23 protein-coding genes and 1 tRNA gene are annotated in these 25,328 nt (G+C 66.2%); 16 read left to right on the top strand and 8 right to left on the bottom strand.

Going from position 1 to position 25,328, the window contains the following annotated elements; genetic code table 11:
- Positions 1 to 43: 43 nt before the first annotated feature.
- Positions 44 to 1,525: a wax ester/triacylglycerol synthase domain-containing protein gene (locus ABZ789_RS04730; protein ID WP_358419663.1), complete on the bottom strand. Its 1,482-nt coding sequence runs from the start codon at positions 1,523 to 1,525 to the stop codon at positions 44 to 46.
- A gap of 228 nt (positions 1,526 to 1,753) precedes the next feature.
- On the opposite strand from ABZ789_RS04730, the gene ABZ789_RS04725 reads away from it, so the two are divergent.
- The 6 genes from ABZ789_RS04725 to ABZ789_RS04700 all read left to right on the top strand — a co-directional run bounded on the left by ABZ789_RS04725 (position 1,754) and on the right by ABZ789_RS04700 (position 7,904).
- Positions 1,754 to 2,809 (top strand): ABC transporter substrate-binding protein, encoded by a 1,056-nt coding sequence (locus ABZ789_RS04725; protein WP_358419660.1) that lies wholly within the window; start codon positions 1,754 to 1,756, stop codon positions 2,807 to 2,809.
- A gap of 9 nt (positions 2,810 to 2,818) precedes the next feature.
- Positions 2,819 to 4,174 carry an LLM class flavin-dependent oxidoreductase gene (locus tag ABZ789_RS04720; protein ID WP_358420192.1) on the top strand — a complete coding sequence of 452 codons (1,356 nt, stop codon included), beginning with the start codon at positions 2,819 to 2,821 and terminating at the stop codon, positions 4,172 to 4,174.
- A gap of 24 nt (positions 4,175 to 4,198) precedes the next feature.
- Complete coding sequence (locus tag ABZ789_RS04715) at positions 4,199 to 5,089, top strand: ABC transporter permease (protein WP_358419657.1); 891 nt, start codon at positions 4,199 to 4,201, stop codon at positions 5,087 to 5,089.
- A complete protein-coding gene (locus ABZ789_RS04710) occupies positions 5,065 to 5,787 on the top strand; it encodes an ABC transporter ATP-binding protein (RefSeq protein ID WP_358419654.1) in 723 nt (240 codons plus the stop codon). The genes ABZ789_RS04715 and ABZ789_RS04710 overlap by 25 nt, the downstream gene beginning before the upstream one ends.
- 71 nt (positions 5,788 to 5,858) lie before the next feature.
- Positions 5,859 to 6,575: an SOS response-associated peptidase gene (locus ABZ789_RS04705; RefSeq protein ID WP_358419651.1), complete on the top strand. Its 717-nt coding sequence runs from the start codon at positions 5,859 to 5,861 to the stop codon at positions 6,573 to 6,575.
- A 69-nt stretch (positions 6,576 to 6,644) separates the two neighbouring features.
- Positions 6,645 to 7,904: a glycosyltransferase 87 family protein gene (locus ABZ789_RS04700; protein ID WP_358419648.1), complete on the top strand. Its 1,260-nt coding sequence runs from the start codon at positions 6,645 to 6,647 to the stop codon at positions 7,902 to 7,904.
- 52 nt (positions 7,905 to 7,956) lie between these two features.
- Here the strand turns inward: ABZ789_RS04700 and ABZ789_RS04695 are convergent, their stop codons facing one another.
- The 5 genes from ABZ789_RS04695 to ABZ789_RS04675 form a co-directional block, all read right to left on the bottom strand.
- A complete protein-coding gene (locus ABZ789_RS04695) occupies positions 7,957 to 10,239 on the bottom strand; it encodes a heavy metal translocating P-type ATPase (protein ID WP_358419645.1) in 2,283 nt (760 codons plus the stop codon).
- Between the two features lie 24 nt (positions 10,240 to 10,263).
- Positions 10,264 to 11,226 carry a hypothetical protein gene (locus ABZ789_RS04690; RefSeq protein ID WP_358419642.1) on the bottom strand — a complete coding sequence of 321 codons (963 nt, stop codon included), beginning with the start codon at positions 11,224 to 11,226 and terminating at the stop codon, positions 10,264 to 10,266.
- Positions 11,223 to 11,429: a heavy-metal-associated domain-containing protein gene (locus ABZ789_RS04685; protein WP_358419639.1), complete on the bottom strand. Its 207-nt coding sequence runs from the start codon at positions 11,427 to 11,429 to the stop codon at positions 11,223 to 11,225. Before ABZ789_RS04685 ends, ABZ789_RS04690 begins: the two co-directional genes overlap by 4 nt.
- 38 nt (positions 11,430 to 11,467) lie before the next feature.
- Positions 11,468 to 11,809 (bottom strand): metal-sensitive transcriptional regulator, encoded by a 342-nt coding sequence (locus ABZ789_RS04680; protein ID WP_358419636.1) that lies wholly within the window; start codon positions 11,807 to 11,809, stop codon positions 11,468 to 11,470.
- 88 nt (positions 11,810 to 11,897) lie between these two features.
- The gene (locus ABZ789_RS04675) at positions 11,898 to 12,263 is read right to left on the bottom strand and encodes a nuclear transport factor 2 family protein (protein WP_358419633.1); all 366 of its coding nucleotides are present in this window, start codon (positions 12,261 to 12,263) and stop codon (positions 11,898 to 11,900) included.
- Positions 12,264 to 12,350: 87 nt separating this feature from the next.
- Here ABZ789_RS04675 and ABZ789_RS04670 point away from each other — a divergent pair, with 87 nt between their 5' ends.
- Positions 12,351 to 12,875 carry a helix-turn-helix domain-containing protein gene (locus ABZ789_RS04670; RefSeq protein ID WP_358419630.1) on the top strand — a complete coding sequence of 175 codons (525 nt, stop codon included), beginning with the start codon at positions 12,351 to 12,353 and terminating at the stop codon, positions 12,873 to 12,875.
- On the opposite strand, the gene ABZ789_RS04665 is transcribed toward ABZ789_RS04670, so the two are convergent.
- On the bottom strand, positions 12,841 to 13,047 hold the full coding sequence (locus ABZ789_RS04665; RefSeq protein ID WP_358419627.1) for a hypothetical protein: 207 nt from the start codon (positions 13,045 to 13,047) through the stop codon (positions 12,841 to 12,843). The genes ABZ789_RS04670 and ABZ789_RS04665 overlap by 35 nt on opposite strands.
- Before the next feature lie 154 nt (positions 13,048 to 13,201).
- Between ABZ789_RS04665 and ABZ789_RS04660 the strand changes: the two genes are divergently transcribed.
- Positions 13,202 to 13,843, top strand: coding sequence for a dihydrofolate reductase family protein (locus ABZ789_RS04660; RefSeq protein WP_358419624.1), 642 nt, complete (start codon positions 13,202 to 13,204; stop codon positions 13,841 to 13,843).
- A 277-nt stretch (positions 13,844 to 14,120) separates the two neighbouring features.
- The gene (locus ABZ789_RS04655; RefSeq protein WP_358419621.1) at positions 14,121 to 14,960 is read left to right on the top strand and encodes a pentapeptide repeat-containing protein; all 840 of its coding nucleotides are present in this window, start codon (positions 14,121 to 14,123) and stop codon (positions 14,958 to 14,960) included.
- An 81-nt stretch (positions 14,961 to 15,041) separates the two neighbouring features.
- On the opposite strand, the gene ABZ789_RS04650 is transcribed toward ABZ789_RS04655, so the two are convergent.
- A tRNA-Leu gene (locus ABZ789_RS04650) sits at positions 15,042 to 15,124 on the bottom strand.
- Between the two features lie 202 nt (positions 15,125 to 15,326).
- On the opposite strand from ABZ789_RS04650, the gene ABZ789_RS04645 reads away from it, so the two are divergent.
- From ABZ789_RS04645 to pknB, 7 genes are all read left to right on the top strand, one after another.
- Complete coding sequence (locus tag ABZ789_RS04645) at positions 15,327 to 16,670, top strand: DUF3662 and FHA domain-containing protein (RefSeq protein WP_358419618.1); 1,344 nt, start codon at positions 15,327 to 15,329, stop codon at positions 16,668 to 16,670.
- Positions 16,671 to 16,827: 157 nt separating this feature from the next.
- The gene (locus ABZ789_RS04640; protein WP_358419615.1) at positions 16,828 to 17,289 is read left to right on the top strand and encodes an FHA domain-containing protein; all 462 of its coding nucleotides are present in this window, start codon (positions 16,828 to 16,830) and stop codon (positions 17,287 to 17,289) included.
- Positions 17,286 to 18,857, top strand: coding sequence for a protein phosphatase 2C domain-containing protein (locus tag ABZ789_RS04635; RefSeq protein ID WP_358419612.1), 1,572 nt, complete (start codon positions 17,286 to 17,288; stop codon positions 18,855 to 18,857). The genes ABZ789_RS04640 and ABZ789_RS04635 overlap by 4 nt, the downstream gene beginning before the upstream one ends.
- Positions 18,857 to 20,305, top strand: coding sequence for an FtsW/RodA/SpoVE family cell cycle protein (locus ABZ789_RS04630; RefSeq protein WP_358419610.1), 1,449 nt, complete (start codon positions 18,857 to 18,859; stop codon positions 20,303 to 20,305). The genes ABZ789_RS04635 and ABZ789_RS04630 overlap by 1 nt, the downstream gene beginning before the upstream one ends.
- Complete coding sequence (locus ABZ789_RS04625) at positions 20,302 to 21,786, top strand: penicillin-binding protein 2 (RefSeq protein WP_358419607.1); 1,485 nt, start codon at positions 20,302 to 20,304, stop codon at positions 21,784 to 21,786. The genes ABZ789_RS04630 and ABZ789_RS04625 overlap by 4 nt, the downstream gene beginning before the upstream one ends.
- A gap of 1 nt (position 21,787) precedes the next feature.
- Positions 21,788 to 23,377 (top strand): serine/threonine-protein kinase, encoded by a 1,590-nt coding sequence (locus tag ABZ789_RS04620; protein ID WP_358419604.1) that lies wholly within the window; start codon positions 21,788 to 21,790, stop codon positions 23,375 to 23,377.
- Positions 23,374 to 25,278: a Stk1 family PASTA domain-containing Ser/Thr kinase gene (gene pknB / locus ABZ789_RS04615; RefSeq protein ID WP_358419601.1), complete on the top strand. Its 1,905-nt coding sequence runs from the start codon at positions 23,374 to 23,376 to the stop codon at positions 25,276 to 25,278. Before ABZ789_RS04620 ends, pknB begins: the two co-directional genes overlap by 4 nt.
- Positions 25,279 to 25,328 lie beyond the last annotated feature (50 nt).

Raw genomic sequence — 25,328 nt, 5'->3', positions numbered from 1 at the left:
AGCACGGACCGGATCGATTGCGGCACAGACGCTGTCCGGCCCCTCACCCTCGGAGGAGACCCCCGTACACGGGTACACGATCTTCCGGACCGATCAGGGTACCCGGCTTCGTCGCGACGGACAGCGTCGTCTCGATGGGGGGTAGTTCGTCCGGTCCGGCCCCGATTGCCAGCACGTCGCAGAATCCCTCCGCCATCGATTCGACGAGGACCGGAAGGTCGGGAACCGCTGCGGTATCCACATTGATGCCGATACAGCAGTGGTTCGTGTGGGACATCAACGTGATGTTGACCGCCGAACCGATGGTGGGAGCGAACGGGTAGTACCTCAGAACCTCTGCCCCGGCCATGTAGAACGGGACAGGGGAGCCGGGAACATTGGAAGCGAGAAAGTCGATGTGCCGCAGGATTCCCCCCAGAATCCCGGCCGGGAGCACGTTCAACACCCCCGCGATGGCCGAGGACAGCGGCACGGCGGGTTCGTCCCGCCAGGAACGCACGATCCGGCCCACCCTGTGCATCAGCGCGACGGGTTCGGCAACGTCCAGAGGGAGCGCGAAACGGGCCAGCGTGATCTTGTTGCCGCCGATGGCATCGCCCTCCCGACGGAGATTGATCGGAAGTGTCGTCATCAATTCCGCGACCTGCGCGCCGTGACGAGCGTGATAGCTCCTCAATCCCAACAGGATTCCGGCCAGAAATGCGTCGTTGAGTGATGCGTCCACCGCCCGTCCGGCACGTCGCAGAGCATCGAGCGGCAGGTCGAGGGCGGCGACCTCCCGAACCGTGCTGCGGCCGACCATCACCGGCGACCGCGTCGTGACCACCGGACGCGCGAAGCGAGCCGTCGAACCGGCGGTCTTCAGGGCAGTGCGCAGTGCCGACACAGGATTCGTCACCGACCGGAGACCCGAGCGCGCGAGCCACGGCACGCCCCGGCTCAGCGCACTGCCGGCCGTAGAGAGATACCAGTTCACGGAATCGGCGATGTCCGATGCAGGGCCCGCGGGCGGAGGGCTCTCCGGAAGTGGTCCGCGGTCGGTACCCTCACGCTCGAAATCGACCATCTCGTTGGCTATCTGGATGCCGCCGATCCCGTCGGTGAGCGCGTGGTGCACTTTGAGGACGACTGCGGCACGACCGCCGTCCAGGCCGTCGACGATCGTCGACTCCCACAGCGGACGGTCCTTGTCGAACGCCGTCATGGCCGCGGCACGTACGAGTGGGAGCACGGCATCGAGTCCGCCGGGATGCGGGAGGGCGATCCGCCGCAGATGCCAGGACAGATCGAAGTCGGGGTCATCCACCCATCGAGGCGGAGTTTGCCCGAATGCGGATTCGACGAGCTTGCGACGGAAGCTCGGCACCGCGCGTGTTCCCCGGTCCATCATCTTGACGAAGCGATCCGGATCAGGCGAGCGGTCGAGCAGGGCGACCGCGACGATGGTGGACCGGAGAACCGGATCCTCCTCCATCCGCCACGACATCAGATCCGCCTGCGACATGCGCCTGTCGTCCGCACTCATACGCGTCACCTCCCGGGAAGGTAGGGCTCGTCCCCCGCACAGTAACCCTCCGGGTGCGCACATATCGGTGATATCGGGCCACCGGTGGCCGCACCCGCCGGGGGCGGGGACCTTTTGCTCACGCTGAGGCAAAGCCTGGTTCAGCGCCGTCGCTGCAACCAGGATCAGTGACGGCTTCGACCGCCGTCGAAGCGTGACCGACCGTCGCTCGAAATCGTGAGGAAGTACATGCCCCGTCTACGTCGTGCCGGATCGACGGCCATCGTCGCGCTTGTTCTGACCGCGGTCGCTGCGTGTAGTTCCGGCTCGCCGGGAGACGGCCTCGGTTCCGACCGCGCGCTACCCACCGACATCCCTGCCGGCACGAAGATCGTCGTCGCCGATCAGAGTGAACGTCAGCAGGTCGCGCTCGCCGCCTCCGGGCAGCTCGCGTCCCTCCCGTTCGAGTACGAGTTCGCCACCTTCCAGGGCGCCCCGTCCATTCTCGAAGCGTTCCGCGCCGACGCTGTGGACGTGGCGTGGGCCGGCGAGATCATGGCGATCCAGTCACTTGTGGCCGGTGACGACGTCCGCGTCGTCGCCGCACTGCAGACGGACAACGGTCTGAACATGGGGATCGCTCCCGGCGCTTCGAACATCGAATCTCTCGCCGATCTGAAGGGCAGACGAATCGGCTACGCCGAGGGCACCTCGCAGCAGGCGTTCGTCCTCCGCGCGCTCGACAAGGCGGGGTTGGCCGTCGATGACGTGACACTCGTACCGATGGCGTTGCCCGACTTTCCCGATGCGCTGCGCTCGAACCAGATAGATGCGGCACCGATGAGTGAACCTGTCTTCTCCCGGTACATGCAGACCCCTGGCGCGACAGCCCTGCCCCGCACGGAGACCGGTGACCTCAGCGACGGCGTCTCCTATCTGTACTCGAGCGACAAGGCACTGTCGGACCCCGCCACCGCCGCCGCGATCCGCGCGTACGTCACCGCATACATCACCGCGGTCGATTGGACGAACGACAACCGCGATGCGTGGATCGACGAGTACTTCGTGAAGAGCCAGGGACTCGACGTCGCGGACGGACAGCGCATCCTCGACGCGAGCGGCCCCACCTCCTTCCCCCGCCTCGACGAGGACCTCATCGCCGTTGCGCAACAGACCGTCGACGTGATCGATGCCGCGGGTGAACTGCCCCGGCCCGTCGATGCCGCCGACGCATTCGACCTGCGATTCGACGAGGTCGTCGCTGCCGCCGTCGCCGAGATCGGCGCCACCCACACCCGTGATTGATTCGAGGAGATTTCCGTGACCGACCGCCGACTGAACCTCAACGCATTCATCTACCCCACCGGTCACCACGAGGCGTCGTGGCGTCACCCCGGCAGTGTGCCCGAACGCATCTACGATGTGACCTACTTCCAGGAACTCGCGCGACTGGCCGAGAGCGCCAAGCTGGACGCCGTGTTCTTCGCGGACGGACCCGCACTGCGCACCGAAGTGCGGTACCGCCCCGACTACGGACTCGAACCGATCACGACGCTCGTCGCGATGGCCACGGCCACCACGCATCTCGGTCTGATCGCCACCGCCTCGACCACCTATTACGAGCCCTACAATCTCGCGCGCCTGTTCTCCTCCCTCGATCACATCTCCGGCGGTCGCGCGGCCTGGAACATCGTCACCACTGCGACCGATGCCGCTGCCGCAAATTTCGGTCTCACCGGCCATCCGGATGTGCGGGAACGCTATGCACGTGCCCGCGAATTCGTCGATGCCACAATCAAATTGTGGGATTCATGGGAGGACGACGCCGTAGTGATCGACAAGGAGGCCGGTGTCTATGCCGACCACGACAAGATCCACCGGATCGACGTCGAAGGCGAATACATCCGTGTGCGTGGACCGTTCGGCTCCGCACGATCACCCCAAGGACGCCCGGTGCTGGTCCAGGCCGGGTCCTCCAACGACGGACGTGACTTCGCGGCGGAGTACGCCGAGGCGATCTTCACCGCCCACCAGCGAATCGAGGACGCACAGGCCTTCTATCTCGACATCAAGACTCGTGCGCGGGATCTCGGCCGCGATCCCGGCCACGTGAAGATCCTTCCCGGTCTGAGCCCGTTCATCGGCGCCACCGAAGCAGAGGCGAGGGACCTCCAGCGCGAGTTCGACGAGCTGACCATCGTCGACTACGGCCTCGGGCAACTGCAGAAAATGGGACGCATCGACGTTACCGGGCTCGGACTCGACGAGAAGGTCCCGGCGGAGTTGTTCGCCGGGGCCGGCGACATCACCGACAACACCAACAGCCGCCGCCTCGTGTTCGCGAAGATCGTCGAGCGCGAACAGCCGACCCTGCGCCAGCTGTTGCACAAACTGGCCGGCGCCCGGGGCCACAACGTCGTCGCGGGCACTGCCGTGCAGATCGCCGACATCATCGAGCAGTGGTTCACCGGCGGTGCGGCGGACGGCTTCAACATCATGCCGCCGCAGTACCCGCAGGGACTCGAAGCTTTCATCTCGTCGGTCGTTCCGATCCTGCAGGAGCGGGGGCTCTTCCGCACGGAGTACTCGGGAACCACATTGCGCGACCACTACGGACTTCCGCGGCCCGACAGCAGTTACGCCCGCGCCCTCAGTGCGTCCGGCATCTGATCCACCTGAGAGAGGACACCGACCATGAGCGTCCCGGCCTTGCAATCCCGGCGTTTCGGCAGCGGCCTCGCGGGCGATGCCGACACGGATCAGAAACCCGACGGCAGTGGTGGCCCGGCACTCCCGTCGAGGGGCGGGCGCAGCAGACTCGCCCCCGGACGACCCATCAGATTCGGACCTGCCATCGGACCGGCGTTGTTGCTCGTGGCGTGGATCGCCGCATCGGCGACCGGCCTTCTCGACCCGAAGACCCTGTCGGCGCCGTGGACGGTGGTAACCACGGCGTGGGATCTCGTCGCGGACGGACGACTCGGCAGCAATCTGCTGACCTCCGTGGAGCGAGCGTTGATCGGCGGTGTCCTCGGTGTCGTGCTCGGCCTCGTCCTGGCACTGATCGCCGGTCTGTCCCGTATCGGTGAAGCCCTCATCGACGGTCCGGTACAGATCAAGCGCTCGATCCCCACCCTCGCCCTGATGCCTCTGGCCATCCTGTGGTTCGGCATCGGCGAGGAGATGAAGATCCTGCTCATCGCGCTGTCGGTGTTCGTCCCCGTCTACATCAACACCTTTTCGGCGCTGCGCGGAATCGACGCTCGCTTCGTCGAACTCGCCGAAACGCTCGATCTGTCGCGGGCGCAGTTCATCCGGCGTATCGCCCTGCCTGGTGCCCTATCCGGTTTCTTCACCGGCCTGCGCCTTGCCGTCACCATCGCATGGCTGGCGCTGGTGGTCGTCGAACAGGTCAACGCCTCGAGTGGCATCGGCTACCTGATGTTCCAGGCCCGCAACTACGGCCTGACCGACATCATCATCGTCGGCCTGGTGGTGTACGCGATTCTCGGATTCGGCAGCGACCTGCTGGTCCGCGCAGCAGAAAGGAAGGCCCTCGCATGGCGCAGGACGCTCGGAAGCTGACCGTCCGGACAGCCGGTCTCGAACGCGGTTTCGACGGACGCGCGGTTCTCGACGGCATCGACCTCGAGATCCGGGCCGGCGAGTTCGTGGCATTGCTCGGACGCAGTGGCTCCGGCAAGAGCACGCTACTGCGGGCGCTCGCCGAACTCGATCACGGCGTACCCGGCGCCGGCACGATCGAGGTGCCCGAGAAACGTGCCGTGGTCTTCCAGGATTCACGTCTGCTGCCCTGGGCGCGGGTGCTCGACAATGTCGTGCTCGGCCTCCGGGGCGCCGATGCCACCGAGCGGGGCCGGACCGCCCTCGCCGAAGTCGGGCTCGCCGGCCGCGAGCAAGCCTGGCCCAACGAGTTGTCCGGTGGCGAACAACAACGTGTGTCGCTGGCCCGTTCGCTCGTGCGCGAACCCGAACTGCTTCTCGCAGACGAACCGTTCGGCGCCCTCGACGCACTGACGAAGATCAGGATGCACGGGCTGCTGCAGGAATTGTGCGCAAAGCACCGGCCTGCGGTCCTGCTCGTCACCCACGATGTCGACGAGGCGATCGCTCTCGCCGACAGGGTGCTCGTGCTCGATCACGGTTCGTTCGCTGTCGAACTCACCATCGACATACCGCACCCGCGAACCGATCACGTCGTCGAAACAGCCGGATACCGCCGCATTCTGCTGGAGGCACTCGGCGTCGAGATCTCCGTCTGAGCGGCCCACTCCGGAGCTACGGATGGGAGAGAATCGGATCATTGCTCCGGAGTAACCGAGGGAGATGCATCGTGTGTGGACGCTACGCCAGCACCAGCACTCGCGGGGATCTGCTCGCGGCCTACGACGCTGCCGAGACCATGGGCGAGGAACTACCACCCTCGTACAACATCGCTCCCACCCAGAGGGTCAACGTGGTACTCGAGCGGGCCTCGCGCGAGGATGCCGGCGCCGAACCGGTACGCATGGTGTCCTCGCAGGTCAAGTGGGGCCTGGTGCCGTCATGGGCGAAGGATCCGAAGATCGGGTCGCGGATGATCAATGCCCGCTCCGAAACGATCACGCAGAAGCCCGCCTTCAAAGCCGCGGCAGCACGGCGGCGGTGCGTGCTGCCGGCCGACGGATACTACGAATGGATGAAAAGCGAGGACGGTAAGAAGATCCCGTTCTTTCTGCATGCCGGCGCACCGATCTCGATGGCCGGACTCTACGAACTGTGGCCCGACCCGAAACTGCCGGACGACGACCCCGGCCGGTGGTTGTGGACGTGTACCGTGCTGACACGCCCCGCGACCGACGCCGCCGGGCACATCCACGAACGGTCGCCTGTGATCCTTCCCGGGTCCTTCGTCGGCCCCTGGCTCGATCCTGCGCTGAACGACCGGGACGACGTCGATGCCCTGTTGAATTCGATCCCCGAACCCCACCTCGAACCGTACGAGGTGAGCACGGCTGTGAATTCGCCCCGGAACAACAGTCCCGACCTGCTGCGTCCGGTCGATTCCTGAACCGACCGGTCCGTACGTCGATTTCCGCAACGGACAAGCACGCTTGTCGGAATTGACTAAAGTTGGCGGGTGCGACATTCACGGCAGAACCCGATCAGCGCCACGACGTCTCCGTTCTTGTCCGGAAACCGCAGCACTGCCGTCGCAGTGATCGCATCGCTCGTCGCGATCGGCGTGATCGTCACGATTCTCGTCAGAAGCGAACTCATCGACTTCCTGGTCTACCGGATGGGTGCGCGGGTTCTGCTCGACGGTGACGACATCTACGGACAGATGCCGCCGGTGACCGACGACTACGTGCTGCCGTTCACCTACCCGCCGTTGTCGGCGATGCTCTTCGCGCCCCTGGCGCTGATCCCTGTGGTACTCGGCAAGATCGTCTTCACCCTCGTCTCCGTGGCCGCTCTCGTCGTCACTCTGCGAGTCGTGCTGGGCCGTATCCGCCCGGACCTCGACGGCCCGACCTCGTGGCTCGTCACGACGATCACCGTCGGGGGGTCACTGTTGTTCGAACCCGTGCGCGAGACGGTCTCGTTCGGACAGATCAACCTGGTTCTGATGGCGCTGGTCGCGCTCGACGTACTGGTGAAGAATCCGAAATGGCCGCGTGGACTGCTGATCGGCCTCGCCGCAGCCGTCAAGCTGACCCCGATCGCGTTCCTCCTGCTGTTCCTGATCCGGCGCGACAGTCGGACCAGCGCCACGATCCTCGCGTCGGCCTTCGGATTCACCGCGCTCGCTTACGCTGTGATGCCGGAGACCTCCGTGAAGTACTGGCTGCAGACATTGCCGGACACCGGCCGTATCGGCGCATCGTATTTCGCCACCAACCAGTCCTTCAAGGCGGTCGTCACTCGCTTCGGCCTGCCCGAACCGGTCGGGTCGATATTGTGGCTGATCGCTGTCGCCGCGATGCTCCTGGTCGCAGTGGTAGCCATCCGGCGCGCCCTCGAACAAGGCGATCTCGTACTCGCTCTTTCGGCGAACGCGGCGGCCGTGCTGCTGGCGTCGCCGGTGTCGTGGTCCCACCACTGGGTGTGGGTCGCCCCGGCGCTGCTGGGGGTGACCCTCGCAACATGGCGAGCAACCGAATCGCAGAAACTCACAGCCATCGTGGCAGCGTCGGCACTCGTCTTTCTGATCGGCCCACATCACCTGCTCCCCACGGGGAATGATCTCGAACTCGACTGGGCCGCATGGCAACACTTGCTCGGCGCGCTGTATGTGACGGTCGGAACAGGCTTTCTGCTGTGGCTCGCGTTCGGGCGGCGTGCGAGCGCGGAACCCCTGGCGCCGGAACCGTTACCGGACGCGGAGCCGTCGAGGTAGCCGGTCTCCTCGGGGGCGCACACTTCGGTGCGGCGGAGAGCGCCACGACCGGTCAGGCGGCGTGCGCCCGGAACCGGCGCAGCCGCAGGCTGTTGGAGACCACGAAGACCGACGAGAATGCCATCGCGGCGCCGGCGAGCATCGGATTGAGCAGGCCCGCCGCCGCCAGCGGCAGTGCGGCGACGTTGTACGCGAATGCCCAGAACAGGTTGCCCTTGATCGTCGCCAGCGTTCGGCGGGACAGGCGGATGGCGTCGACCGCGACCATCAGGTCGCCGCGGACCAGTGTCAGGTCGCTCGCCTCGATCGCGACGTCGGTCCCGGTGCCCATCGCCAGCCCGAGATCGGCCTTGGCGAGTGCTGCGGCGTCGTTGACACCGTCGCCGACCATCGCCACCACCTGGCCCTCTCTCTGAAGACGCTCGATGACGTCGACCTTGTCGGTGGGCATCACGTCGGCGATCACGTCGGCTTCGTCGATGCCCACCTCGGCCGCCACGGCATGTGCGACGGCGGCGTTGTCGCCGGTGAGCAAGATCGGACGCAGGCCGAGATCCCGTAGTTCGGCGATGGCCTTCGCGGAGCTCGGCTTGACGGCATCTGCCACGACTACGATGCCGCGCGCCTTACCGTCCCAGCCGACCGCAATGGCCGTGCCACCGGACTTCTGGGCCTGCTCGAACGCCTGCCGCAGGCCGTCGGAGAGCTGCTGCGACCAATCTGCGAGCAGCTGCGGACGTCCCACCAGCACGGCACGGCCGACGTCACCGTCGACGAGCACCCCCTGAACGCCGAGACCCTCGACGTTCGTGAAGTTCTCCACCTCGGGTAGCCGGCCGTACTTCTCCAGGGCGGCGTCGCTGATGGCACGCGCGATCGGATGCTCGGAGGCGGACTCGAGCGCTCCGGCACAACGCAGCACTTCGTCGGCGTCCTCCCCGTCCTCGGCGACGACATCGCGCAGGCTCATCCGGCCCGTGGTGACCGTGCCGGTCTTGTCGAGGACCACTGTGTCGACCGAGCGGGTCGACTCGAGCACCTCGGGCCCCTTGATCAGGATGCCGAGCTGGGCACCGCGCCCCGTACCGACCATCAGGGCGGTCGGCGTGGCCAGTCCGAGGGCACACGGGCAAGCGATGATGAGCACCGCGACCGCCGCCGTGAAAGCCGCGGCGATACCGTTGCCGGTGCCGAGCCAGAAGCCCAGCGTGCCGGCAGCGATCAGCAGGACGATCGGTACGAAGATGCCGGAGATCCGGTCGGCCAGACGTTGCACCTGTGCCTTGCCGTTCTGGGCGTCCTCGACCAGTTTCGCCATCTGCGCGAGCTGGGTGTCGGATCCGACGCGGGTCGCGCGCACCACCAGCCGTCCGCCCATGTCGACCGTTCCGCCGACCACGGCGTCACCCACACCGACCTCGACGGGCACCGATTCCCCGGTCAGCATCGACGCATCGACTGCGGAGGTGCCACGCTCGATCACACCGTCGGTGGCAATCTTCTCACCCGGCCGTACAACGAACCTGTCGCCGACGGTCAACTGCTCCACCGGAACCCGGGTCTCGGTGACCCCGTCCGGCCCGAGCACCGCGACGTCCTTGGCCCCGAGTTCGAGCAGGGCGCGTAGTGCGGCGCCGGCACGTCGCTTCGACCGTTGCTCGAAGTAGCGCCCGGCGAGGATGAACGTCGTCACGCCCGCTGCGGCTTCGAGATAGATGTTGCCGCTGCCGTCGCCGCGTTCGATGGTGAACTCGAACGGGTGGACCATCCCCGGTTCACCGGCCGTTCCCCAGAACAGGGCGTAGACCGACCAGCCGAGGGCGGCCAGAGTTCCCAGCGAGACGAGGGTGTCCATGGTGGAAGTGCCGTGGCGCAGATTGACCCAGGCCGCTTTGTGGAAGGGCCAGGCTCCCCACACCACGACCGGTGCAGCGAGGGTGAGCGAGAGCCATTGCCAGTTGGTGAACTGCAGGGCCGGGATCATCGCCATCGCGATCACCGGAACCGACAGGACTGCCGAGACGACGAGCCGGTGACGAAGGGCGTCGACCGGATCGGACTCGGTGACCTCGTCCGGTCCGTCCGCCGTCTCCACGGACGGCCGGGGCAGTTTCGCACTGTATCCGGCTTGTTCGACGGCGGCGACGAGATCGTCGGGTGTCACGTCGTCGGAGTAGGTGACCTTCGCCTTCTCGGTGGCGTAGTTGACGGTCGCGGTGACACCGTCGAGTTTGTTGAGTTTGCGTTCGATGCGGTTGGCACACGACGCGCAGGTCATGCCGGCGATGGTGAGTTCGATCGATTCGGCGGCGACCGGCTGACTCTGCGTGGTCATCGATGTCTCCTCGAGAATGAGCCGTCAGCGGCCGGAATGGCCGTGCTCGACGGGTGCGGCGGGTTCCCGGTGCGTGTTTCCGGCGCCTTCGGCGGTGAGTGTGAAGGCGGCGGTACGGACCACGCCGTCGTGCTGGAAGTCGAGATAGAGGTGGTAGATACCGGCACTCGGGACGGCAGTGTGGAAGACGACCTCGGGCCCGGCTCGAGTGGTGCCGTCGCCGGGTGTCCCGTCCGGGTGCACATGGAGATAGGCGAGATCGCCGCCGCGCAGCGCAACGAGATGTCCGTAGGCGCCGAGATAGGGCTGCAGATCGGTGACCGGTTGCCCGTTCTTGTTCACCGCAAGGGTGAGTGTCGCGTCCGCGCCGGGCGAAAGGTCGCCGCGAAGGGTGATCTCGTAGTCGTCGACGGTCGCGGTGCGGTTGTCTTCTTGCGTTGCGGCGGGAAGGAATTCGCCCACCACCTCGAGATCGGTACCGAGGGTGAGAGCCTCGCCGCCGGTGGGAGTGAAGTCGGTGAGAATCCGCCATGTGCCGGGCGTGAGATCGAGGTCCACGGACCAGATTCCGGTCTTCTCGTCGAGCACGGGATGGACGTGCTGGAATCCGGTGAAGTCGCGGCGTACCGCGATCAGGTGCAGGTCCTTCTCGTGCGTGATGTCGTAATCGGTCACCGGAGTGTCGTCGGGACCGTCGATCACGAATGTCAGGGTGCGGCCCTCACCCGGCTCGATGTTCGTCTCACCGAGAGTGAGGGAATAACCGTGCTGCGACATCATCAGACCTCCCGGGATCGTTTCCGCAGCAGGTGTTTCCGGCGAACCAGCGGACTCGGCCATATCACCGTGGCCGATGTCGTGTGCGCTCGCGGAAGTCTCGTCGGTATGTCCACTCACCGGCCCCACCGTCGCGCCGACGAGCAGCGCGACACCGAAGACCACAGCGACGGCTGCGGCGAAACCAGTGAGCTTGACCGGGGTGTTCATGCGAGGCTGTAGCCGGCATCCTCGACAGCGGCCGCGACGGCAGCATCGTCGAGAGACTCGGCGCTCGTGACGGTTACGGCACCGCTGGGCAGATCGACCTCGACGTTCTCGACGCCGGGAATCTCCCGGACCTCCTCGGTGACCGACGCGACGCAGTGCTGACAGGTCATGCCGGTGACGGTGTAGGTGCTTTTCTGGCTCATGGGATTCCTTACGGGTGGATCTTCGGGGGACGGGACGCTCAGGAGCGGACGAGTCTCGCGATGGCGTCGCCGGCTTCCTTCAGCTTGAGGTCGGCCTCCTCGCCACCGGCCCTCACCGCGCCGGCCACACAGTGGGCCATGTGCTCATCGAGCAGACCGAGCGCGACGGCCTCGAGAGCCTTCTTCATCGCCGCGATCTGCGTGAGGATGTCGATGCAGTACTTCTCCTCCTCGACCATCCGCTGCAGACCTCGGGCCTGCCCTTCGATGCGACGCAGGCGCTTGAGGTAGTCGGCCTTGGTGTTGTTGGCGATGTAGCTGTGCTCATGTACGGCCTCTGCAACAGCATCGGCGTTCTCGGCACTGGAGGCATTCGGCATCGGAGTCGTCCCCTCGGTTCTCGTTGCGGCCTGATCGATACCATACCCCCCTAGGGTATGCGGGGCAAGGAGTCGGCGCCGAGCAGCATCAGCCCTGGTAGACGACCGGAGCGATCACGAGACTCGCGAGCAGGCCGGCCGAATCGAGCCGGAAGCCGTAATCCAGATCGACGACACCGCCGGGGAAGTTGCCCTCGATCCGGCACCGCACCGACACCCGATCGGAGTCGGCGTCACCGTCCACCGCGACCGGCGTCGTCGTGTACGAGAACTCGCCTGCAACCCGATCGAGCCACGCCCTGACCTCGACCCTGCCGCGATAGTCGACGCCGTCGTCGGTGACGTGCGCGTTCTCCGCGAAGAGCGGTGTCGCGGCGGTGCGGCCCTCCCCTGCCGCAAGGGCAAGATAGGCGCGCACGGCATCCGGACACCGGTCGAGCACCGAATTCGTCATTGTTGTTCCTCTCACTCGCCGTCGTAGTCACTTCTATTTCAGAAGTCACAGTGACTGCTAGAATAGCAGCGACGTGGAGGAGGTGTCATGGCCGGGAGAATTCGCCTCGAGGACCGGGAGTGTCCGCTGTCGACAACCCTGGGGCTCGTCGGCGAGTGGTGGACGGTGCTGATACTCCACGACTGCTTCGACGGATACTCACGTTTCGACGAGTTCCAGGCCAACACCGGCATCTCGTCGAGCATGCTCACGAGCAGGCTGAAAGCGCTCGTCGACGCGGGAGTCCTGGAGCGGAAGCCGTATCAGGAACGCCCCGTTCGCTACGAGTACGTACTCACCGAACTCGGCCGGTCGCTGCGGCCCGTGCTGGTCGCGCTCGCGGCCTGGCGCAATGCACAACTGCCCCCTCATGAACGGTCCATGATCCTGATCGACTCACGCACCGGTCGCGAGGTCGATCCGGTGGTCGTCGATGCCTCTACCGGCGAGCGCGTCGACGATCCGCGATACGTCTACACGGCCGGGCCTGCCGCGGGCCCGGAGATGCGGGAGCGATATGCGCGTGAGCCCCACACAGTCAGGGCACATGCATCATCTTCCCCGCCAGGGTGAACAGCCGGCGCGACAATCCGATGACGGGAATGCCGAGCGGAATCAGCAGAATGGTCACGCACAGCACCGCGCCCAGGAGCATGACCACCGCCGCGACGATCCCCAGAACAGTGCCGAGCACGGCTGTGAGAAGTCCGAGCACGACATCCAGTAGGCCACTCAAAGCTCGCATGACGACCTCCTCCCCCATTGTGCGCCGATCACGGCCGGGGAGCGATCCCCTGATGGTCCATCCGTGGGCGAATCGTCCCGATGAGAGTTCGCGATTACTTTCTCTGCTCTGCCGAGTCTCCCTTCTCGACGATCGTCGTTTCGAGGAAGAGACCATGAGCCAGTTACTGCGAGTCCAGAACTTCAGCGTCTCCAGCGACGGAATTGCAGCCGGAGAGAACCAGACCTTCGAGAACCCGTTCGGTTTCGACCACACCGCCCTGTTCGCCTGGGCGGGGGCGACAGCCAGTTGGCCGAACCGAACCGAACCAGGTGGCAGCCGGGGACTCGACGACTACTTCACCCGCGACTTCGCCCACAACATCGGCGCCGAGATCATGGGACGCAACAAGTTCGGTCCGCAACGCGGACCTTGGGAGAACCACGACTGGCTCGGCTGGTGGGGCGACGAACCGCCCTTCCACACCCCGGTCTTCGTCCTGACCCACCATGTGCGGCCCTCCTTCACTCTCTCGGACACCACCTTCCATTTCGTCGACGGTGAGCCTGCGGCCGTCCTCGAAGAGGCTCGGAAGAGTGCGGACGGCAAGGATGTCCGGCTCGGAGGCGGTGTCACCACCATCCGCCAATTCCTCGACGCCGATCTCGTCGACACCATGCATGTCGCGGTCGCGCCCGTGACGCTCGGTTCCGGGCTGCGACTCTGGGAAACACCGGACGAACTGCGCGACCGGTTCGAGCTCGAGATCGTTCCGAGCGCCAGTGGGATGACCCACCACCTGTTCTGGCGGAAATGATCGGGTTCCGCACCGCTACCGCGCTCCACCGGCAGTTGGTACTTTCGTACACAGTGATCCACATATCTCATCTGTGACACCGACGTTCCGCGCCGGTCGCGAGTCCCGCCCTCGTGCGGCGGTGATTCCGTGTGCCTCGAGAGGGAACCCGACGCCGGGTTCCCAGGCTCCGCCATTCATCGGAATCGTCCCTCGGAGTCCACTTGATCACCCCATCGCTCCATACCGCCCCGTTACCGTTGCCCGTTTCCCGGCTCACCGGGTCGGAGGCGCAGCGATGACCGAGACATCCCTTCGCCGGGCCGATCTCCGAGCCGATTGCAGTAGCTGCTTCGCGTTGTGCTGCACGGCCTTCGGCTTCTCGAGATCCGCAGACTTCGCCGAGGACAAACCCGCCGGCCTGCCGTGCCCTCATCTCGACGCCGGGTTCGGGTGCAGCATCCACGACAGGCTGCTCTCCCGGGGTTTCCGCGGTTGTACAGTCTTCGACTGTTTCGGTGCGGGGCAGGTCGTCTCGCGACGATTGTTCTCGGGCACGAGTTGGCGAGAGCGTCCGGATACCCGCGACCGCATGTTCTCGGCGTTCGGTGTCCTCCAGCAGGTGCACGAGATGATCTGGTACCTCCTCGAGGCCCGGGAACGTACCTACGATCCCGAGACCGCGGACGAGGCCCGATCACTCACCGAGGCACTCGTATCCCTGACGCATGGGGACGTCGATGTACTCATTTCGATCGACATCGACGAAGCTCGCGACTCGGTGCGGAAGGTGCTGACGACGGTCAGCGAACAGGTGCGGAGCTCGTACTTCGCAGACGACGGGCAGACGCATGAGAGCCTCGTCCCAGGCGCCGATCTCGCCGGAACGAATCTTCGTGGCTACCGGATGTACGGCGCCGACTTCCGGGGCGCAGTTCTGATCGGCGCCGATCTCGGAGGATGTGATCTCGCCGGCGCAGATCTCCTCGGCGCCGACCTGCGTGACACTCACGTCGAGGATGCCGATCTGTCCCGCGCGCTCTATCTGACGCAACGGCAGATCGCCGCTGCTCACGGCAACGGGAGAACCCGCCTTCCTGCATTCGTGACGGTCCCTACGAGTTGGGCCTGCGAATAGTCCGCGCAAACAAGAACGAGGTCACGATCCCTTTTCCGGGTTCGTGACCTCGTTCTGCGCAGTTCATGGAACTGCTCACTGTGGGCGAAGGGGGACTTGAACCCCCACGTCCCGAAGGACACTGGCACCTGAAGCCAGCGCGTCTGCCATTCCGCCACTCGCCCGAGCAACGCGGAAAACAGTAACACACGCCGAGGCGAAACATCTATTCGCCTGGTCAGAGCCATGAGCGGGACGTTCCCTCGGACACAGTGCACATTCGGCCGAGACGCACCGAACACCGCACGGTCGAATCTCGGGAAAAGTGGATACCATGCAGGGGCGAGATCTGCATTGCGACACGCTGAGTACGGAAAGGGGGTCGCCATGGGCATCGCCCAGCGCTTCGAGCGCAAACTCCAGGCCGCGATCGGCGACGCTTTCGCCCGTGTGTTCGGCGGTGGTGTCGTACCCCAGGAAGTGGAGGCGGCGCTGCAGCAGGAGGCGACGGACGGCGTCCAACAGCTCGATCGGGGCCATATGCTCGCCCCCAACCGTTACGTCATCACCATCAGCGAAACCGATCACGACGCCCTCGCGGCGGATCGGGACTTGACTGTGAAGGCCTTCTCCCGTCACCTTGAGGACTTCATCCGAGAACAAGGATGGCAGACCTACGGTGATATCCAAGTCGTCTTCGAGTCGTCGTCGGCACTGCACACCGGGCAGTTCCGGACCCGCGGCTCGGTAGATCCCGATGCGGGGCGCTCAGAGACGCGCGCTCCGGCACCGCGGAACCCGCAGAACCGCCCACCCGTGAACCCTGAACCAGGAGCTGGCCCAATGACGCAAAACCCCGGCTACGACCCGAGCCGTGACCCCGCCGAGGCGGAATCGCAGTACGCACGCAACGGTCACGCGCACGTCGGCCAGGAGCAGCGCTACAACCAGGGCTACGGCAACGCCGCCGGTTACGACCAGGCACAGGGTGGCTACGACCAGCAGGCATACGGCCAGGCCTACAGCGACCAGAGCTACCAGGATCAGGGCTACCAGCAGGGCGGCTACGACCAGCAGGCATACGACCAGCAGGCATACGGCCAGCAAAGTTACGACCAGCAGGGTGGCTACGACCAGCAGGGGCAGCCGCAGGCGTACAGCCAGGACTACGGCCGCGATTACCCCCAGCAGGGTGGCTACGACCAGCAGGGTTACGACCAGCAGGCATACGGCCAGCAGGGCTATGACCAGGGTTACCAGGATCAGGGCTACCAGCAGGGCGGCTACGACCAGCAGGCATACGGCCAGCAGGGCTACGCGCAGCCGGGTTACGGCCAGCAGCAGTACGGCGATCAGCCGAGCTACGACCAGGGCTACGGCGCTGCTCCCGCCTACGACCAGGGCTATCAGGCTGCCGGTTATCAGTCTCCGGCCGCCGGCCGGGTCCTGACGGCGACCCTCCAGCTCGAGGACGGCAGCGGCCGCTACTACCAGCTCCGCGAAGGCAGCAACATCATCGGCCGCGGCCAGGACGCACAGTTCCGTCTCCCGGATACGGGTGTCTCACGTCGCCACATCGACATCCGCTGGGACGGTCAGGTGGCGATGCTGTCCGATCTCGGTTCGACGAACGGTACGACGGTCAACGGCGCCTCCGTGCAGGACTGGCAGCTCGCCGACGGTGATGTGATTCGTGCCGGACATTCCGAGATCCTCGTGCGCATCCTCTGATCAGCCGGTATCGAGGAAGGTACCGGGCCCGTTCATACCGTCCGACGCGTGTGACAGCGCGTCGGACGCTGCATGGAACCGTCCGGTGTCCGTATTGTGAGTGACCGCACGACCCGGACGACAACGACCGGGCGACAATCCAGAAGGAGGATACGCCGTGCAGGGGCTGATTCTGCAGCTGACCCGAGCGGGGTTTCTCCTCCTGCTGTGGTTGTTCGTATGGGCGGTATTACGCACGCTCCGGTCCGACATCTACGCCGGCGCCGCACGGCCACTTCCGAGGTACTCCCCCAAGCAGTCGGTGCTGCCGGCACTGAGCCGTAACAAGACCGCCAAGTACCTCGTGGTCACGCAGGGCGCGCTGGCCGGTACCCGGATCACGCTCGGCACACAGCCGGTGCTCATCGGGCGCGCCGACGACTCCACACTCGTCCTGACCGACGACTACGCGTCCACGCGCCACGCACGGCTGTCGCCCCGAGGATCCGACTGGTACGTCGAAGACCTGGGGTCGACGAACGGCACGTATCTCGACCGTGCGAAGGTGACCACAGCTGTCCGTGTCCCACTCGGAACCCCGGTTCGCGTGGGCAAGACCGTGATCGAGCTCCGCCCGTGACCCTCGTACTCCGTTATGCCGCCCGCAGCGATCGCGGCCTCGTGCGCTCCAACAACGAGGATTCCGTCTACGCCGGCGCCCGCCTGCTCGCCCTCGCCGACGGCATGGGCGGTCACGCAGCCGGTGAGGTCGCCTCACAACTGATGATCGCGGCGCTCGCCCACCTCGACGACGACGAACCTGGCGGCGACCTCCTCGGCAAGCTCGCCGAGGCCGTCCGCGAAGGCAACGCCTCGATCGCCGATCAGGTGGAGGAAGAGCCCGAACTCGACGGTATGGGCACGACGCTCACCGCCATTCTGTTCGCCGGCAGCAAGCTCGGACTCGCCCACATCGGCGACTCCCGCGCGTATCTGCTGCGCGACGATCAGCTCACCCAGATCACCCGCGACGACACCTTCGTGCAGTCGCTCGTCGACGAGGGTCGCATCACGCCCGAGCAGGCGCACACGCATCCGCAACGGTCTCTGATCATGCGTGCGCTGACCGGCAGTGAGGTCGAACCCACGCTCACGGTGCGCGAGGCTCGCGCCGGCGACCGCTATCTGGTCTGCTCGGACGGACTGTCGGACGTCGTCAGCGACGAGACCATCGCCGACACCATGCGTCAGGGCACACACGACGAGTGCGCAGATCGGCTCATCGAACTGGCCTTGCGCAGCGGTGGCCCCGACAACGTCACCGTCGTGGTCGCCGACGTGATCGATCTCGACTACGGCCAGTCCCGCCCGATCGTCGCCGGTGCGGCTTCGGCCGACGACGATGAGGACACTCCCCCACCGAATACCGCAGCCGGTCGTGCCGCTGCGATGCGCCCGCCGCGTGCCACTCCGAAGCGCGTCATCAACACAGCGCCGGAGCCGGCGCCGAAGAAGAAGCGGAGCCGGCTGTGGTGGCCGGCCGCGGCGCTCGTGGTGATCGCAGTGCTGGTCGGCGGTCTGTTCTTCGGACAGCAATTGCTCCGCAACAACTACTACGTCGGTGCCGACGACGGTCGCGTGACCGTGCTGCGCGGTATCCCGGGCGACATCTTCGGTTATTCGCTGCAGGAACCCGCGCGTGTCGGGTGCATCACCGACGAAGGCGCCCTCACGCTCGTCGAACCGAGCAAGGCCTCGTGCCGCGTGATGCTCGTCGACGATCTGTGGCCCGCAGCTCGTGAACAGGTCCGTGCCGGCCTTCCCTCGGGTTCGCTCGACGACACCCGCGACCAGATGCAGCGACTCGCGGAGCTGGATCTGCTGCCGGTGTGTACCCCGGAGGAGCCGACACCGGCACCCGGAGAACCTGTCCCCACTCCGGGAGAGCCTGCACCGGCGCCCGGACGGGACGGCACCTCGCCTACGGAGACTCCTGCGGGGCAACCCCCTGCGCCGGGCGAACCCACCCCTGCGCCCGGCGCACCCACCCCTGCTCCGAGTGAACCGGCCCCCACCGCACAGCCCGGCGAACCGGCTCCCACGGCACAGCCCGGCGAACCGGCCCCTGGCGAACCCGTACCGAGCGTGGAACCGGCTCCCGAGTCCGTTCCTCAGATCCCCGGCCAGAACTGCAGGGTGGGCGCCTGATGTCGGTGTCCCAAGGTGTGGGAGCGTTCCCGAGCCCCCCGGGAGGCTTCGCTCCGGCTCCGGTCCAGTCGACCGGGCGTAACACCGAACTGGCTCTGATCCTCGCGGCCATCGGTGTCACGACGGTGTCGCTGATGCTCGTCGAGGTTTCGATGGAACAGGCGATCACCCTCGATCTGCTCAAGTACGGGTTGACCTTCGCGGCGCTGTTCCTCGCCGCGCACCTGGCGGTCCGGCGGTTCGCGAAGTACGCCGATCCGTTGCTGTTGCCTATCGTTGCGTTGCTCAACGGTCTCGGACTCGTGCTCATCCACCGGCTCGATCTGTCCGATCAGGAGAACGCCCGCTACATGGGCTTGCCTCCCCCGTCGCCCGACGCGACGCAGCAGGTGCTGTGGACGGCACTCGGTATCGGGTTGTTCATCGCCGTTCTCGTGTTCCTGCACGACTACCGTCTGCTCGCACGATTCAGCTACACACTGGGCCTCGTCGGACTGGTGGCACTCGCCATCCCGGCGCTGCTGCCGAGCCGCTTCTCCGAGGTCAACGGTGCGAAGATCTGGATCCGGCTGCCCGGTTTCAGCATTCAACCCGGTGAATTCGCGAAGATCCTGCTCATCATCTTCTTCGCCTCGGTCCTCGTCGCGAAACGCGACCTGTTCACCACCGCGGGCAAGCATTTCCTGGGTATGGACTTCCCCCGTGCCCGCGATCTCGGACCGATTCTGGCAGCCTGGATCATCTCGATCGGTGTCATGGTGTTCGAGAAGGACCTCGGCACGTCGCTGCTGCTGTTCACCACCGTGCTGGTCATGCTCTACATCGCGACGGAGCGCGTGGGCTGGCTGATCATCGGATTCTCCCTGCTCGCGGTCGGCTTCTACGCGGCCTACCAGATGTTCGGCCACGTGCGGGTACGTGTCGAGACATGGCTCGATCCCCTCGCGGACTACAACAACACGGGCTACCAGATCTCCCAGTCCCTGTTCGGCCTCGCGACCGGCGGCGTGGCCGGAACCGGCTTGGGCAGCGGACGGCCCGGTCAGGTGCCGTTCGCGAAGACCGACTTCATCGTCGCGACCATCGGTGAGGAACTCGGCCTGATCGGCCTCGCGGCCATCCTGCTGCTGTTCCTGATCCTCGTGATCCGAGGCATGCGCACGGCACTGGCGGTCCGCGACAGTTTCGGCAAACTGCTTGCTGCCGGCCTGTCGTTCACCCTCGCCGTCCAGTTGTTCGTGGTGGTCGGCGGGGTCACCAAGTTGATTCCCCTGACCGGGCTGACCACACCGTTCGTCTCGTACGGCGGTTCGTCGCTACTCGCAAACTATCTGCTCCTGGCTCTGCTGATGAAGATCTCGCATGCTGCCCGTCAACCCGTGCTCCCCCGCAAGAAGGCTCCGACGCCCCTTGCCGAGGCGCGGACCGAGATGATGGGGCGCGAATGAACGGTCCGCTCCGCAAGGTCGCGATGGCCGTCATGTTCATGGTCGTCGCGCTCCTCGCAAACGCCACCTACGTGCAGGTCATCAAGGCCGATGATCTCCGCACCGATCCGCGCAACTCGCGGGTGCTGATCGACGAGTACTCCCGCCAGCGCGGGCAGATCATCGCGGCCGGACAGGCTCTGGCCGTGTCGGTGCCCACAGACGGCCGCTACAAGTACCTGCGCGAGTATCCGGCACCGCCGAATCTGCCGATGAGCCCGCTGGCCTACGCGCCGGTGACGGGCTTCTACTCGATGCAGTACGGCAGCACCGGGCTCGAACGGTCCGAGGACTCGCTTCTGAACGGTTCCGACAGTCTGCTGTTCGGTCGGCGCCTCTTCGATCTGGTGTCGGGCCGCAACCCGCGCGGGGGCAACGTCGTCTCGACCATCGACCCGGTCGTGCAGCAGGTGGCCTACGAGGAACTGACCGCGAAGGGTTACACGGGTTCGGTGGTGGCGATCGAACCGAGCACCGGCAGGATCCTCGGGATGGTGAGCACGCCGAGCTACGACCCCAACCGGCTTTCAGGGCACGACGGCGCCGCGACCTCCCAGGCCTGGGACGAGCTCAACGCCGATCCCGAAAAGCCAATGCTCAACCGTGCGATCTCCCAGACCTACCCGCCCGGCTCGACGTTCAAGGTCGTGGTGACGGCGGCTGCCCTCGAGAACGGGGTCACCCCCGACACGCAGTTCACCGCGGCACCGCAGATCACCCTGCCCGACACGGCCACGACCCTCGAGAACTACGGCGGGTCGGCGTGCGGTGGGGCACCGACGGTGACACTGCGGGAAGCCTTCGCGCGGTCGTGCAACACCGCTTTCGTCGAGATGGGCATCGACGACGGACGTGAGGCCCTCATCGACCAGGCGGAGCGACTCGGGATCGGTGAGACCCTCGACATTCCGCTGCCTGTCGCGGCGAGCACCGTCGGTCCGATCCCTGACGGTGCGGCGCTCGGCCAGTCGAGCATCGGTCAGCGTGACGTGGCACTTACTCCGCTGCAGAACGCGTCGATCGCTGCGACCATTGCCAACGGCGGTGTGCGGATGAAGCCGTATCTCGTCGACCGACGTCAGGGGCCCGATCTCTCGGTGCTCGAGGAGACCACACCCGAATCCCTCGGGCAGGCAATCGACCCGGACGTCGCGGCGACGCTCACCGATCTGATGATCGGGGCAGAGAACAACGCCGGCGGAGGCGGGGCGATCCCCGGCGTGCAGATCGCGTCGAAAACGGGCACAGCGGAACACGGCAGCGATCCGCGCAACACTCCGCCGCACACCTGGTACATCGCATTCGCACCTGCGCAACAGCCCCGCATCGCCGTCGCGGTGATCGTGGAGGACGGCGGCGACCGCGCTCTCGCCGCAACCGGCGGCTCGGTGGCCGCCCCGATCGGACGGGCCGTCATTTCGGCCGGATTACAGGGAGGCTGACATGGCTCTGAGCAGTGGCGCCATGATCGCCGACCGTTACCGTCTCCAGCGACTCATCGCGACCGGCGGAATGGGTCAGGTGTGGGAGGGCCTCGACACCCGTCTCGACCGGCGAGTCGCGGTGAAGGTACTCAAGGCCGAATTGTCCGGCGACGAGGACTTTCTCACCCGCTTCCGATTCGAGGCACGCACCACCGCACAGCTCAACCATCCCGGTATCGCGGGGGTGTACGACTACGGCGAGACCACCGACGCCGAAGGCCAGTCCATCGCCTATCTGGTGATGGAACTCGTACACGGCGAACCACTCAACGCCGTGCTGTCGCGTGTGGGGCGTCTGTCGCTGCCGCATGCCCTGGACATGCTCGAGCAGACCGGGCGAGCGCTGCAGGCCGCACACAATGCCGGGGTCGTGCACCGCGATGTGAAGCCGGGAAACATCCTCATCACCCCGACGGGCCAGGTGAAGATCACCGACTTCGGCATCGCGAAGGCAGTGGACGCCTCTCCCGTCACCCGCACCGGCATGGTGATGGGCACTGCGCAGTACATCGCGCCCGAGCAGGCTCTGGGGCAGGAGGCGACATCCGCGAGCGACGTGTACTCGCTGGCGGTGGTCGGCTACGAGGCCCTGTCGGGCCGGCGTCCTTTCCTCGGCGACAGCGTCGTGACCGTTGCGATGAAGCATGTCCAGGAGACCCCCGCACCCTTGCCGACGGATCTTCCGCCCGAGGTGCGCGAACTCATCGAGATCTCGATGTCGAAAGACCCCGCCTACCGTTATTCCAACGGCGGCGAGTTCGCGAACGCCGTCGCTGCGGTACGTTCCGGGCGACCGGTGCCCCCGCCGGGCAACGTGCCACCCGTGACCAGCGCGAACCGTGTGCTTCCACCGGGCGTTCCGGGTACGACGGCACCGCTCTCCGCAACCCGCGCCCTGCCTCCGACGCAGGGATACGACCAGACCGCGTACTCGTCGGTTCCGCGCTCCGCTCAGCCACCCACCGTCGGTCGTCCGCCGGTCGCGGGTCCGCCGACGGCAGGGACCCCCGCGAGCGACGACGACAAGCGCTCGCCGAGCCCGACCGCACTGGCCTGGGCCGCAGGTGCGGCCGTGGTGCTCGCCCTCGTGGCCCTGGGAATCGTGCTGCTCGGCGGCAACGACGACGGCAACGAACCCACGCGCGCTCCGTCGCCGACGACGCAGCTCACCACGACACGGGAGACCACCACCACGACCCGTCCGCAGACGACCACTACGACGGTCGTCCCGGTGCCACCTCCTGTCGAGCCGGAGACCTTCCCCCCGACTCCGACTCCCACCACGACGACCGAACCACCGACGACCGAACCACCGACGACCGAGCCGACCACGACCCAACCGCCCACCACCACGACGGTCCCGACGACCACGACCGTGCCGACCACGACTGCCACCCAGGACACGGGTGAGGGCGGTGGCGACGCGGGCGGCGACACCGGCGGCGCGGAAGGGGACGGAGACGGAGGGGCCGATTCCGGGGCCGCAGGTGACGGGGACGACAATGCATCCGCAAGCAGCAACGGAACGAACAACCAAGGAACGTCATGACCACACCCCGCAAGCTCTCTTCCCGCTACGAGCTGGGTGAGATCCTCGGCTTCGGCGGTATGTCCGAGGTGCACCTCGCGCGGGATATGCGGCTCGGCCGGGATGTGGCCATCAAGGTGCTGCGGGCCGATCTCGCCCGCGATCCCACGTTCTACCTCCGCTTCCGCCGCGAAGCGCAGAACGCCGCTGCGCTCAACCATCCGGCGATCGTCGCCGTCTACGACACCGGCGAGGCCGAGACCGACGCCGGTCCGCTGCCGTACATCGTGATGGAATACGTCGAGGGCGACACACTGCGCGACCTCGTGCGCGCGGATGGGCCGATGAACCCCAAGCGGGCGATGGAGATCATCGCCGACGTGTGCGCTGCGCTGGATTTCAGCCACCGCAACATGATCGTGCACCGCGACGTGAAGCCGGCCAACATCATGATCAACAAGGCCGGCGCGGTGAAGGTCATGGACTTCGGCATCGCCCGGGCGCTCTCCGATGCCGCGAGCCCGATGACGCAGACGGCTGCGGTGATCGGCACCGCGCAGTATCTCTCACCGGAACAGGCACGAGGTGAGCAGGTCGACGCCCGGTCCGACGTGTATTCGGTGGGCTGCGTCCTGTTCGAGATCCTCACCGGAGAGCCTCCGTTCAAGGGCGACTCCCCGGTCGCGGTGGCCTACCAGCATGTGCGCGAGGATCCGCCGCTTCCGTCGTCGGTGAACCCGGCGGTGCCCGCCGAGCTCGACTCCGTGATCCTCAAGGCAATGGCCAAGAATCCCGCGAACCGCTACCAGTCGGCCGCGGAGATGCGCAGCGACCTGATCCGGGTCCTGAGCGGACAGCGCCCGAGTGCGCCGATGGTCATGACCGACGAGGATCGCACCACCCTGATCGATTCCGCCGACAACAATTCCGGTAGGCACGGCCGGATTGCCCCTGCCGGCGCAGCCGGAGTTCCTGCGGACGATTCCGATGGCGGCTCCGTTCTCAAGAAGGTATTGCTCGGCATCGCCGCCGTGGTCGTCGTGGGTATCGTCGGCGTCTTCCTGTGGTCGCTCGGACCCGGTTCGAGCGCCGCCCAGGTGACCATTCCCGACGTCCGCAACATCGCCGCGGAGGAGGCGGAGAGCGAACTGCAGGAGGCCGGATTCCGGGTCTCCATCCAGCAGAAGAGCGACCCGGTCGTAGCGAACGGCAACGTCATCAACACCCGTCCCGTGTCCGGAAGTCAGGCCGAGGAAGGGTCGACCGTGACGCTCGAGGTGTCGAGCGGTCCGGAGCAGGTGCAGATCCCTCGGCTCGAAGGCATGACGCAGCAGCGGGCGGCTCAGGAACTCTCCGCGGTCGGGCTACGGCTCGATCCGAATGTCGGCCGAGCGCCGTCCGCCGCCGACGACGAGGATCTCGTCGTCGAGCAGAGCCCGGCTGCGGGAGCGAGTGTCGAGCGCGACAGTCCGATCACCATCACGCTGGGGTCCGGTCCCGAAATGGTGCGGCTTCCCAACGTCGTGGGCCAGACGGCCGAGGTGGCGAAGGACAATATCGAAGGCGCCGGATTCACGGTCGTCATCGAGGAAGTCGACTCGAGCGAGACCGACGGCACCGTCGTGTCGACGAGCCCGGCCGGTGGGGCGTCCACCGAACAGGGCTCGACGGTGACCGTGCGAGTCTCCAACGGCGACCGCATCGAGATGCCCGTGATCACCAACCGCTCGGTGTCGGATGCGCTCGCAGCCTTGCGCAATGCCGGCTGGACGGGCAACGCCTCGCAACTCCAGCAGACGCGAGAGGCGACGCTCGACGTCGATCTCGTGGGGACGGTGATCACGCAGGCTCAGCCGCCGGGTTCGGAGATCTCGAAGAACCAGCCGATCACGGTCGGGGTAGGAGTGCTCGGTATCCGCTGAGCGGCTCGTGAACGAAGAAGGGCGCCGGTCCGGAGGATCGGCGCCCTTCT

Source organism: Rhodococcus sp. NPDC047139 (assembly GCF_040643435.1).
GTDB lineage: Bacteria > Actinomycetota > Actinomycetes > Mycobacteriales > Mycobacteriaceae > Rhodococcus.
Note: the sequence above shows the minus strand (reverse complement) of the source record. Positions and strands in the feature narration are given on the sequence as shown.

Bases quoted from the DNA above. Each gene is read 5' to 3' on its own strand.
- ABZ789_RS04730 (WP_358419663.1), bottom strand. From the start codon at position 1,525: ATGAGTGCGGACGACAGGCGCATGTCGCAGGCGGATCTGATGTCGTGG.
- ABZ789_RS04725 (WP_358419660.1), top strand. From the start codon at position 1,754: ATGCCCCGTCTACGTCGTGCCGGATCGACGGCCATCGTCGCGCTTGTT.
- ABZ789_RS04715 (WP_358419657.1), top strand. From the start codon at position 4,199: ATGAGCGTCCCGGCCTTGCAATCCCGGCGTTTCGGCAGCGGCCTCGCG.
- ABZ789_RS04710 (WP_358419654.1), top strand. From the start codon at position 5,065: ATGGCGCAGGACGCTCGGAAGCTGACCGTCCGGACAGCCGGTCTCGAA.
- ABZ789_RS04695 (WP_358419645.1), bottom strand. From the start codon at position 10,239: ATGACCACGCAGAGTCAGCCGGTCGCCGCCGAATCGATCGAACTCACC.
- ABZ789_RS04690 (WP_358419642.1), bottom strand. From the start codon at position 11,226: ATGAACACCCCGGTCAAGCTCACTGGTTTCGCCGCAGCCGTCGCTGTG.
- ABZ789_RS04685 (WP_358419639.1), bottom strand. From the start codon at position 11,429: ATGAGCCAGAAAAGCACCTACACCGTCACCGGCATGACCTGTCAGCAC.
- ABZ789_RS04680 (WP_358419636.1), bottom strand. From the start codon at position 11,809: ATGCCGAATGCCTCCAGTGCCGAGAACGCCGATGCTGTTGCAGAGGCC.
- ABZ789_RS04675 (WP_358419633.1), bottom strand. From the start codon at position 12,263: ATGACGAATTCGGTGCTCGACCGGTGTCCGGATGCCGTGCGCGCCTAT.
- ABZ789_RS04670 (WP_358419630.1), top strand. From the start codon at position 12,351: ATGGCCGGGAGAATTCGCCTCGAGGACCGGGAGTGTCCGCTGTCGACA.
- ABZ789_RS04665 (WP_358419627.1), bottom strand. From the start codon at position 13,047: ATGCGAGCTTTGAGTGGCCTACTGGATGTCGTGCTCGGACTTCTCACA.
- ABZ789_RS04660 (WP_358419624.1), top strand. From the start codon at position 13,202: ATGAGCCAGTTACTGCGAGTCCAGAACTTCAGCGTCTCCAGCGACGGA.
- ABZ789_RS04655 (WP_358419621.1), top strand. From the start codon at position 14,121: ATGACCGAGACATCCCTTCGCCGGGCCGATCTCCGAGCCGATTGCAGT.
- ABZ789_RS04645 (WP_358419618.1), top strand. From the start codon at position 15,327: ATGGGCATCGCCCAGCGCTTCGAGCGCAAACTCCAGGCCGCGATCGGC.
- ABZ789_RS04630 (WP_358419610.1), top strand. From the start codon at position 18,857: ATGTCGGTGTCCCAAGGTGTGGGAGCGTTCCCGAGCCCCCCGGGAGGC.
- ABZ789_RS04625 (WP_358419607.1), top strand. From the start codon at position 20,302: ATGAACGGTCCGCTCCGCAAGGTCGCGATGGCCGTCATGTTCATGGTC.
- ABZ789_RS04620 (WP_358419604.1), top strand. From the start codon at position 21,788: ATGGCTCTGAGCAGTGGCGCCATGATCGCCGACCGTTACCGTCTCCAG.
- pknB (WP_358419601.1), top strand. From the start codon at position 23,374: ATGACCACACCCCGCAAGCTCTCTTCCCGCTACGAGCTGGGTGAGATC.